Source organism: Synechococcus sp. R50.1, from assembly GCF_047462115.1.
Taxonomy (GTDB): Bacteria; Cyanobacteriota; Cyanobacteriia; order Thermostichales; family Thermostichaceae; genus Thermostichus.
Genome location: NZ_JANSIN010000070.1, coordinates 1 through 9,655, shown reverse-complemented (window position 1 = coordinate 9,655; position 9,655 = coordinate 1). Strand labels below are relative to the sequence as shown.

The 9,655-nt window shown below is 59.1% G+C and carries 14 protein-coding genes and 1 other annotated feature; of the genes, 11 read left to right on the top strand and 3 right to left on the bottom strand.

Annotation, left to right across the window (positions count from 1 at the left end):
• Window positions 1-286 precede the first annotated feature (286 nt).
• The 9 genes from NW870_RS12435 (at window position 287) to rplL (ending at window position 5,515) form a co-directional block, all read left to right on the top strand.
• A complete protein-coding gene (locus NW870_RS12435) occupies window positions 287-685 on the top strand; it encodes a hypothetical protein (RefSeq protein ID WP_414329472.1) in 399 nt (132 codons plus the stop codon).
• A gap of 5 nt (window positions 686-690) precedes the next feature.
• On the top strand, window positions 691-1,446 hold the full coding sequence (trmD, locus tag NW870_RS12430; RefSeq protein WP_414375537.1) for a tRNA (guanosine(37)-N1)-methyltransferase TrmD: 756 nt from the start codon (window positions 691-693) through the stop codon (window positions 1,444-1,446).
• Window position 1,447: 1 nt separating this feature from the next.
• Window positions 1,448-1,825 (top strand): hypothetical protein, encoded by a 378-nt coding sequence (locus NW870_RS12425; RefSeq protein ID WP_414375536.1) that lies wholly within the window; start codon window positions 1,448-1,450, stop codon window positions 1,823-1,825.
• Between the two features lie 103 nt (window positions 1,826-1,928).
• The gene (secE, locus tag NW870_RS12420; protein WP_011432847.1) at window positions 1,929-2,201 is read left to right on the top strand and encodes a preprotein translocase subunit SecE; all 273 of its coding nucleotides are present in this window, start codon (window positions 1,929-1,931) and stop codon (window positions 2,199-2,201) included.
• Between the two features lie 62 nt (window positions 2,202-2,263).
• Window positions 2,264-2,929, top strand: a complete 666-nt coding sequence (gene nusG, locus NW870_RS12415; RefSeq protein ID WP_011432848.1) for a transcription termination/antitermination protein NusG — start codon at window positions 2,264-2,266, stop codon at window positions 2,927-2,929.
• 9 nt (window positions 2,930-2,938) lie between these two features.
• The gene (gene rplK / locus NW870_RS12410; protein WP_011432849.1) at window positions 2,939-3,364 is read left to right on the top strand and encodes a 50S ribosomal protein L11; all 426 of its coding nucleotides are present in this window, start codon (window positions 2,939-2,941) and stop codon (window positions 3,362-3,364) included.
• Between the two features lie 106 nt (window positions 3,365-3,470).
• Window positions 3,471-4,181 (top strand): 50S ribosomal protein L1, encoded by a 711-nt coding sequence (rplA, locus tag NW870_RS12405; protein WP_011432850.1) that lies wholly within the window; start codon window positions 3,471-3,473, stop codon window positions 4,179-4,181.
• Window positions 4,182-4,259: 78 nt separating this feature from the next.
• Window positions 4,260-4,419 (top strand) — a sequence feature (ribosomal protein L10 leader region).
• A gap of 58 nt (window positions 4,420-4,477) precedes the next feature.
• The gene (rplJ, locus tag NW870_RS12400) at window positions 4,478-5,041 is read left to right on the top strand and encodes a 50S ribosomal protein L10 (protein ID WP_414375534.1); all 564 of its coding nucleotides are present in this window, start codon (window positions 4,478-4,480) and stop codon (window positions 5,039-5,041) included.
• A 63-nt stretch (window positions 5,042-5,104) separates the two neighbouring features.
• Window positions 5,105-5,515: a 50S ribosomal protein L7/L12 gene (gene rplL, locus NW870_RS12395; protein WP_414329114.1), complete on the top strand. Its 411-nt coding sequence runs from the start codon at window positions 5,105-5,107 to the stop codon at window positions 5,513-5,515.
• A gap of 57 nt (window positions 5,516-5,572) precedes the next feature.
• Here the strand turns inward: rplL and NW870_RS12390 are convergent, their stop codons facing one another.
• Window positions 5,573-6,004 (bottom strand): hypothetical protein, encoded by a 432-nt coding sequence (locus NW870_RS12390; RefSeq protein WP_414375532.1) that lies wholly within the window; start codon window positions 6,002-6,004, stop codon window positions 5,573-5,575.
• Between the two features lie 73 nt (window positions 6,005-6,077).
• On the opposite strand from NW870_RS12390, the gene NW870_RS12385 reads away from it, so the two are divergent.
• On the top strand, window positions 6,078-7,460 hold the full coding sequence (locus tag NW870_RS12385) for a TonB family protein (RefSeq protein ID WP_414375531.1): 1,383 nt from the start codon (window positions 6,078-6,080) through the stop codon (window positions 7,458-7,460).
• Between the two features lie 69 nt (window positions 7,461-7,529).
• Here the strand turns inward: NW870_RS12385 and rpsU are convergent, their stop codons facing one another.
• Both rpsU and NW870_RS12375 read right to left on the bottom strand, forming a co-directional pair.
• Window positions 7,530-7,715 (bottom strand): 30S ribosomal protein S21, encoded by a 186-nt coding sequence (gene rpsU, locus NW870_RS12380; protein ID WP_011432857.1) that lies wholly within the window; start codon window positions 7,713-7,715, stop codon window positions 7,530-7,532.
• 103 nt (window positions 7,716-7,818) lie between these two features.
• Window positions 7,819-9,105, bottom strand: coding sequence for a trypsin-like serine protease (locus NW870_RS12375; RefSeq protein WP_414375529.1), 1,287 nt, complete (start codon window positions 9,103-9,105; stop codon window positions 7,819-7,821).
• A gap of 194 nt (window positions 9,106-9,299) precedes the next feature.
• On the opposite strand from NW870_RS12375, the gene NW870_RS12370 reads away from it, so the two are divergent.
• Window positions 9,300-9,599, top strand: a complete 300-nt coding sequence (locus NW870_RS12370; RefSeq protein WP_414350991.1) for an AAA family ATPase — start codon at window positions 9,300-9,302, stop codon at window positions 9,597-9,599.
• The last annotated feature ends 56 nt before the right edge of the window (window positions 9,600-9,655 follow it).

Genomic DNA, 9,655 nt, shown 5'->3' with positions numbered 1-9,655 from the left:
TGGAAACAAACAGAATGCTATCGCTGCATAGTTGAACAGTGATGTTCAGCAGTGTTCAGCGTAAATGTATCAGCACGAACTGCTGGAATCGATTGTGGAGCGCCTAAACAGTGGCGAGATCCGCGCCGTCGATTAAACCCTGTCTTCAGGTTGAGATTGCCCTCAAGACTTTGGAGAACTAGACTCCAGTCTGTCCTCGAACGCCGGGTATTCTGCTTGTATCCTTGGGCTCATCCCGTCGGGTGGATCGCCTAGAATAATCCACAACCCACCTCTTTCTGCTGCCATGAGTTCTCACTCTTCAGATTGGTTCACGCGGGCTCGCCACATTTTTTACGGCACAGCCACTGCTCTGGTGGAAATCCTGCAAGACCCGGAAAAGCGCACCGAAAACCTCAACCGCCTTTCGATGGACTTGGGACAACTGGCGGCGGAGCTGGAGCAAAAGGGAGAGTTGATCGAGCAGGAGGCAGTTCGTTACGTTGAGAGTCTCAGGGATCCAGCCGCCAACGCCCCCTCGGCAAGTCCTGACTCTGAAGCGCCTGTCGAGAATGCTCCCCCGACACCAGCTTCCTCCCCCAACAAGCCGGCTATCTCCAGAGAAGAGATGGCTGAGTTGATGGAGCTGATCCATCAGATTGAGTCCTTGCGCCTGGATTTGGAGCGGTTGCGCACCTCGTCCTGAGTCCTGTGCGGTTCGATATCCTTACCCTTTTCCCCGAATTTTTTGAAACGCCGCTGCGCATTGGGCTGGTGGGCAAAGCCCTACAGCAGGGGATCGCCGAAGTCCACTGCACCAATCCACGCGACTTCGCCACCGATAAGCACCGCCGTGTCGATGATGAGCCCTACGGGGGTGGGGTGGGCATGGTGCTCAAGCCAGAGCCTTTCTTCGCTGCTGTCGCCTCCCTGCCCCGGTTGGATCCCTGCGAGATCATTCTGCTGACGCCCCAGGGGCAACCGCTGAACCAGGCGCTGCTGCAGGAGCTGGCCCAGAAGGCGCAACTGATCCTGCTGTGTGGCCAGTACGAAGGCTTTGACGAACGCATCCGCCAATACCTGGCCACCCGCGAGGTGTCGCTGGGGGATTTTGTCCTGACCGGGGGGGAAATTCCGGCGCTGGCCCTGATCAACGGCGTGGTGCGGCTCTTGCCGGGCACTGTGGGCAAGGTAGACTCGTTAAAGAGGGAAAGCTTCGAGGCGGGGCTGCTGGACTATCCTCAGTACACCCGCCCGCCAGAGTTTCAGGGGCACAAGGTGCCGCCGGTACTCCTCTCAGGCGACCATCAAGCCATTGCCCGTTGGCGTCTGCAGCAGCAGCTGGTTCGAACCTGGCAAAGGCGGCCAGACCTGTTGGCCAAGCGCCCCTTGACCGCCGAAGAGCAGCAGTTGTTGGTAGAGGGGCTGGCGGAGCAGCACCCTCGTGGAAACGAAGCGGAGAAATAAAATGCTCGGCAAGCTTCTCAACCGTCTCCTGAATCCATCGCCCGTCTGCTGGCGTGGGATCCCCTCGCCCCCAGTGCTGCTCCTGGTGGGAATGGCCTTGAGCTCGGTTCTGAGCGGTTCTGGGGTGGCCCTGGCCCAAAGCGGAAGTGTCAACGATGCCATTCGCCGCGACAGCAATCCCCCTCTGTTGGATGGCACCAGCATCAACGTCAACGATCTCTTCCGGGCTGCCGACTTCCTCTCCCGCCAAAGTGCTGCTTCCCGCTGGGACGGCAAGGCCAGCGTTGATGCTGCTGTGGAGCAATTTAACCAATCCCGCCGCCGCTCCCTCCCGCTTTCTCCCGGTTCCTTGGCACCTGAGCCCACCCCCACTCCCTAAGGTTGGATCCCATTCCCGGTAAATCTGTTAGGATCGCAAAGCCGATCCCGTGCCTGCTGAAATGCGGTACACCGTTTTCGGGATCCATTAGGAGAACACCGCCGTGGTTAAGAGCACCCCCTCCAGCAAAGCCGATACGGAACAGCGTTTGGATCCCGCCAGCCGGGGTCACTCCAAAGACAGTTCCACCGCACCCAAAGGGATCCCGGGTTTTATTCAAGAGACCCGCACAGAATTAAGCAAGATTGTTTGGCCGAGCCGCCGGCAATTGATCGGCGAGTCGGTAGGGGTCTTACTGATTGTGTTGGCTTTTGCTTCCTTCATCTACCTGGTCGATCAAGTGTTTGCTTGGGTAGCCACTCAGCTGTTCTTGTGATGTTCTGTCCTGAGGGGCAAGAGAGTCATGTTCAAGGATGGCTACAGGGAGGATGTGAGGTGATGAGGCCAGAGCAGCAGCGAAAACGTCGTGGGGGCCGTGTGGAGCACTTTGAGCCTGCAGACGCGATCCCGGAACCAGACGAGGGGGAAGGTCAAGAGCGTCGCAACCTGCGCTGGTACGCCGTGCAGGTGGCCTCAGGCTGCGAGAACAAAGTGAAGAGCACCCTGATGCAACGGGCGGCTGCTTTGGATGTGGCGGATCAAATTGTCGAGGTGGTGATCCCGAAGCGGACGGGCTTCAAGCTGGATCGATCCGGCAAGCGCCAGGAGCAAGAGGAGAAGATTTTTCCCGGCTATGTCCTGGTGCGCATGGACATGAACGACGACACTTGGATGGTGGTGAAAACAACCCCCAACGTGATCAACTTTGTCGGCACCGAAGAAAAGCGGGCCTACGGTCGCGGTCGGGGGCATGTTACACCGCGTCCCCTCAGCCAAAGCGAAGTCCAGCGCATCTTCAGCAGCGTCGAGGTGGAGGAAGTGCCCCTCAAAATCGACATGGCCCCTGGGGATCGCATCGAGGTGCTGTCCGGCCCCTTCCAGGGTTTCTACGGCGAGGTGGTGGAGGTCAGCCCAGAACGGGGCAAGCTCAAGGCGTTAATCTCGATTTTCGGGCGCGATACCCCGGTAGAATTAGAGTTTGGTCAAGTGCGAAAAGAGGTGTAACTGCGTTTCATGGCTAAGAAGTTGGTGGCCGTGGTCAAGTTGGCCATTCAGGCGGGCAAGGCCACCCCCGCTCCCCCCATTGGCCCAGCCTTGGGTCAACACGGGGTCAACATCATGGCCTTTTGTAAGGAGTACAACGCCAAGACGGCGGATCAGGCCGGGATGGTGGTGCCTGTTGAAATCTCCATCTTCGAGGATCGCAGCTTTACCTTCGTCCTCAAGACGCCGCCGGCTTCGGTGTTGATCAAGAAGGCTCTGGGCATTGAGTCTGGCTCCAGCGAGCCCCACAAAACCAAGGTGGGATCCCTGACCCGAGCTCAACTGCGCCAGATCGCCGAGCAGAAGCTGCCGGATTTGAATGCCCACGATGTGGAGGCGGCCATGAAAATCATTGCCGGAACTGCTCGCAGCATGGGGGTGACGGTGGTGGATTGATGGAGGGATCCCTTGCCCGGTCTGAGGTGTTCACGGTCTTGAAAAAGTTGTTCTAGCAAACCACTGTGGGGGAGAGAAGTTCTCGTCAGTACCCCGAGGAGAAACGATGGCTCGAAAACTTTCCAAACGTATGCAGGCTTTGCGGGAGAAGGTGAAGCCCATTGCCTATGCTCCCGAAGCCGCTTTGGCCCTGATGAAGGAGACGGCCACCGCCAAATTTGAGGAGGCGGCAGAGGTTCACATCCGCCTGGGGATCGATCCCAAGTACGCCGACCAACAACTGCGCACCACTGTAGTCTTGCCCAGGGGCACCGGCCAAGAAATCCGAGTGGCGGTGATTGCCCGCGGCGAGAAAGTGGTGGAGGCCCAAAATGCAGGGGCGGATCGGGTTGGCTATGAAGACCTGATCGAGGAAATCAGCAAGGGCATGATGGATTTTGACCTTCTGATCGCCACCCCCGATGTGATGCCCCAGGTGGCTAAGCTGGGGCGGCTGTTGGGGCCGCGCGGCCTCATGCCCTCTCCCAAGGGGGGAACGGTAACCATGGATCTGGCCCAAGCGATTAAGGAGTTCAAGGCCGGCAAGCTGGAGTACCGGGCGGATCGCACCGGCATTGTGCATTTGATCTTCGGCAAGTGCAAGTTCCCCGTCGAAGCTCTGCTGGAGAACCTAAAGGCAGTGCAGGAGTCCATCGATCGCAACCGTCCCTCTGGAGCCAAGGGCAAGTATTGGCGAACCCTACACGTTTCTGCTACAATGGGCCCCTCGATTGAGGTTGATATCAATGCCCTGCGGGAGCTGAAGTTGGCGACCTAAGCCTGGCTTCGGCGCTGCGATGGGTTGAAAAGGGTTTGAGTGAGTGAATTTGGAGGAGGATCCCGGCAGAGCGTTTTTCCCCAGTTGAATAGCAAGCCGAAGACAGCAGGTGCCCGCGGGCTTAATGTCCTGCCGAGGTTTGAGCGAAGTTCAAAGGGATCCCTTCTTGGATCGCTTTTGAGGGTGCGCTTATCTCCATGCGTCTCGGCCACGGCTGGGACGCATTCTGTTTGGCAGAACCCAGATTCACCACCCGTTAACCCTGGGTGACCATTGACAACAAAGGAGGTGAGCGCATGGGCAAGCAACCTTTAGCGAAGAAAGCGGAGATCGTCGATAAAGTCCGATCCCTGCTGCAGGCCAGCCAAATGGTGCTGGTGATCGACTACAAGGGGCTGACCGTTGCGGAGATGGACCAACTGCGGGCAGAGCTGCGCAAGTCGGATTCGGTTTGCATGGTTGTTAAGAATACCCTGATGCGGCGAGCCATCGCCGACCAAAAAGCTTGGGCAGGGATCATTCCCTTTTTGGCGGGGCTGACGGCCTTTATCTTGATTCGGGGCGATATTTCAGCCGCCCTGAAGGCGTATCAAGATTTTGCCAAGCAAACCAAGAAAACCGAGTTCCGCGGTGCTGGCATTGAAGGGCTATCCCTGACCTTGGAGCAGGCCAAGGCCATCGCCGAGCTACCGCCCAAGGAAGTGCTCATGGCCCAAGTGGCGGGCAGCCTCAAGTCGGTGGCCACCGGCCTGGCGGTCGGGCTCAATGCTGTGCCCACGCAAGTGGCGCGCGGTATCCACGAGATCCCAGCCTCTCTGGGGCGGGCCATCCGGGCCATTGCCGACAAGGAGGCCGCATAAAGGGCTTCAGTTCATCAGCCCAAACCTGTGTATCGATTCTGTTACCCCCAAGGAGAAACCATCATGTCTTCAGAGCGCGTTGCAAAGATTTTGGAAGAGTTGAAAGCCTTGAGCTTGCTGGAAGCTTCCGAGCTGGTGAAAGCCATCGAGGAAACCTTTGGCGTCAGTGCAGCAGCCCCAGCCGGCGGCATGGTCATGGCAGCTCCTGTGGCAGCGGCGGCGGCAGCTCCGGCGGCAGCCCCTGAGCCGGTGGAAGAGCAAACTGCCTTTGATGTCATCCTCGAGGCTGTGCCAGCCGACAAGAAGATCGCCATCCTCAAGGTGGTGCGCGAGTTGACCGGCTTGGGTCTGAAGGATGCCAAAGATCTGGTCGAGGCGGCTCCCAAACCCGTCAAAGAAGGGGTTGCCAAAGAGGAAGCCAACGACATCAAGAAGAAGCTGGAAGAAGCCGGCGCCACCGTCAAGATCAAGTAGTTCCAGTTACGAGGAGAGCGCCTCTCCCTGCTCTGACGAGGAATCTAATCAAGACTCTCAAACCCAAGGGGGGCTGCTCCGGCCCCTCTTTTGGGTCTGACCGACCATTGGCGTGGGTTCGGGATCCCTGCTCCGCCGCGCTTCCACCTCTCCGTGAGCTTTCAAGAGGGCAGCCAGCTTGCGACGCATGACGATGCTGGGTTTATCGGTAAACATGTGCTGCTCCGCCTTGATATCGAGGGGAACGTCATAGTCGGTGCTTTCCAGAACCCGTTGATCCTCAAGGGTCACCTGCCGATCGAAGGCGATGATACTCTCAGCACTCACCTCTGCTTCCGAATCGTTGCGTAAACAGAATTGCACCACCTGCGAGGTTTGGTCGTCGATGGGGGTAGCCGCTGTGAAAATGATGTGGATGAGGCCGTTGGGGTAGGTGATTTTGAGCTTGCGACCAAAAGGCATAAACCAGGTGCCCTCCAGGATACGCACTGTGCGATCCTCTGACAGTAGAAAAGTGTCAGTGGGCTTCTGTTGGCATGTGGCTGTGGGGAGAGGTGGAAAGGTGCAAAACGAATTGAACCCCAACCGAGATCTCCGTAACACAGGGATCCCGGCCCAACCTACTGCAGAGTCCACCTCCCCCAAACCAGAACCGGCTGCTGAGAGCCAGGCAAATTGCTTGACAGACGGAGAGGTGGATCCAGAGCCCCGCCTCAGCCGTTCTCAACAAGAACGACAGCAGGAACGCCGCTCCTTACCTTGGCGCCTGGGGCTGGCCAACGTGCTCTCGGCAGGGTTGCATTTCATCGCGTTGCATTTCATGGCGATGAGCTGGATGGGTTGGCGGCCTGGGATCCCGGAGGAGGAGATAATCTCCTTTCAGTGGGTGGAGATGGCGGATGAGCCGCCCCCAGAGCCGCAGTGGATTGCGCCCGTCTCCGCCCGTGAGTCCGGTGTCTCTGAACCCTGGGACGATGTATCGGTGCGGCAGTCGCAAGTGGCCAGTCCAGGTGAATGGGTAGAGGTCACTTCTGCAACGGCACAGCCTCTGCTCGCCTCAGCCGCAGGGAGTCCTGTCCCTGGGATCCTCCCCCCATCCCCAAGGGAGCTTGAGGTGCCCCAACCCAACCGCGACTCTGCCTCTCCTCAGCAGCAGCCAAAGGCCAGGTTAGAAAATCTGTCAGCGGGTTTAGCAGCTCTGGAGCAGGCAGTTGCCGATCACAATTGGGCGGAGGCGCTACATCTGACGGAAGAATGGCTGGATCACTGGCCTCTGTCCTCTCCACAGCGCCAGCAACTGCAGGACTATCGTCAGCATCTGCAAAGCCTACTGGCTACCTCCTCGGCAGCAGCAGTGGAGACCAAATCGGCTCAGATCTCTCCTGCTCAATCCCTCAAGCCTCAACCCGAAAGAGCAGCAAGTTCTCCTGAGGTTTTGCCACAACCCTACCTGTCGGCTCCAGCGGATCCGCATCCAACTTTGCCCTCTCCAGAGCCGATCGCAGCCCCGTTGGAAGAGCCTTCTCCCACCTTGCCCCCGACTTTTCCTACCGGATCCCACAACTCCGACTTCGGTCGCACCAGTGGGATCGAGTCCTCGCGGGCAGGCCCACCCAGCCTCAATGCCACCGCCGATCCGGATTGGGGAGACTACTTGGCTCAATTCCAAGAAAGGGTTCGCCAACACTGGATGGTACGGCGAGCATCCGGATCCTACGTAACGGTGGTGCAGGTGCGTCTGGATCGACAGGGATCCCTGCGGGAACTGCGCCTGCAAACCCCCTCAGAAGATCCCCTGTTGGATGCAGCCGTGCTCAGTGCCATCCAGCGCTCAGCCCCCTTTGCTCCTTTGCCCGAGAGCTATGTTGGCGAAGAACTGATGCTGGAAATTAACGTGTTGAGCGGATCCCTGCAGGCTGGCCCAACCCAGATTCCGAGAAACTAACGTCAGAACCTCAGGCAAGGCCACAAGCCCTGTTCAGAGGGGTTCAGATTTCCGAGTGTCGGCAGTAGCCTAGGCCATGGACTTGCGGCGGTTGCGCCGGACGGCCACCGCTTTGCGCTTGCGCTTTTCTAGGTTGGTTTCAAAGTGCCGATGGTTGCGCAAATCCCGCAAAATGCCCGCCTTAGAAACCTGGCGCTTGAAGCGGCGCAGCGCCGATTCGATCCCTTCGTTTTCGCCAATCGTCACTTGGGTCATAAGCAAGACATCTCCTCCGTCAATCAATGGGATGGACTCGGTTACAACAGGGATCCCTATCCTAAACCATCTCCGCCCCGCTGCTTGCTGCTACAGTTCCTATTCACTGTAGCCGGCTGCCAAAGTTGAGCCCCGCAACCACCTCACCTTCCCTCAAATTGACAACGAATGAAGCAGTTGTCCCGGTGGGGGGTGGAGGGGAGGGTGGTGCTGGAGTTGGGCTGGGGGCACTGCCGATTACCGATTGCACAAAACCGGCGAAGCTAGACACCCGCGTATACACCCCATAGAAATTGGGCTGGGCGCAGCCGATGCCAAAACTGGTGATTCCGGCCAGGGCAAAACCCGTGCCACTGGACACAATCAAAGGCCCACCGCTATCAGCCTGACACGCATCGACTCCCCCCTGAGGAAAGCCGGCGCAGAGCATGGTATCTAAAATGTTGCCATTGTAGGATTGGGGCGCGTTGCACACCGCATTGGAGACGATGGGAACGGTGGCCTGCTGCAAATCTCGGGGAAAGCCGCTGGGCTCTTGATCCAGGGCGCGGGGGAAGGTGGCTCCCCAGCCGAGGATGGTGGCGGCAGTGCCGGGGGCTGTCAGGTTGGTTTGGTTGGGCTGCACCAGCGGCAGGGTGGCCAGAGCCACTGGCCGAGAAAGGCGCACCAGGGCAATGTCGTTCCCCCCAAGTTTCCCCACCTGGGGGTTGTAGCCGGGGTTGAGGACAATTTGCGCGGCGCGAATGCGTTGACCGGCGCCGATTTGTAGGCGGTTGGTACCCAACAGCAGATCCAGATTTTGGGCACTCACTACCTGCTTGCCTTGTTCGTCGAAAAAACAATGGGCAGCGGTAACTACCCACTCCGGCGCGATCAGGGATCCGCCGCAAAACTGCGCTCGAAAGGGATCCGGCTCAGCCGCGTTCAGCAAGGCCACCATCCAGGGAAAGGCCCCTTCGGGAGCAGGTCTGCCGCCCACAATCCGCTCCAGCCCCAAGCCTGAGCGCGGCGTGGTGAAGATTCGCCCTGGGGGCAAAAGGGCGGTGACGCGGTAGGTGCCAGGGGGCAAGTTGGAGAAGCGAAAGTTACCGCTGGCATCGCTGACGGTGCTGGGCTCCCCCGGGTCGAGGCGGCCATTGCCGTTTAAGTCCAAAAAGGTGGCGATGCCCGGCAGCCCCGGCTCCCCCGGATCCCGCAGCCCATTGCCGTTGAGATCGTCGAAATGGGATCCCTCAATTCGTCCTGTGGGAGGAGCTGAGACTGGGGGAAGCGGGCGACTGGAACCCCCGCCGCCACAGGCGCTTATGCTCAGGGCCAGACACAACCCCAGCGGAATAGACCAAGAGCGAGCCAAGCCCAAGGAGGAATGGGATCGCGAGAGATGAGGCATGGTCAGATTCTCCAAAGCCAGCCGGTTATGCCAGCCAAGGATATCCTACCGGCGAAGCCTAAAGATTGCGGAACCGGGAACGCTTCCCCCCGCGCCCGGCTCTTCCGATTTGCCCCAAGACCCCAATGCCCACTTTAGCCTCTTGCCGCCTGCGCAACTGGGCAGTAAAACCAGGGTGGGAGGGTGTGTGGCAGATGAATATCGCGGTCTTGGGGTTCAAAGGGGGCGTGGGCAAAACCACTACAGCGGTGCATTTGGCCCTCTACCTTCAGCAAAAACAAGGGGCAGCTCCTGCGGGTGGGTCGGGGATGGCCCTGTTGATCGACGCCGATCCCAATCGCTCGGCCTCTCGCTGGGCAGAACGGGGATCATCCTTTCCTATCAAGGTATTGGCCGGGGATCCCACCACTCCCACGCCCACAGGCTTTCAGCACACGGTGATTGACACCCCTGCCCGTCCCACCCCGGAACAGTTACCAAAAAACTGGGTCTAAAGCCCCGCCCTAAGGCCTACGGCCCGCTGACGCGACCAGGGCGGCTTTTATCTTGC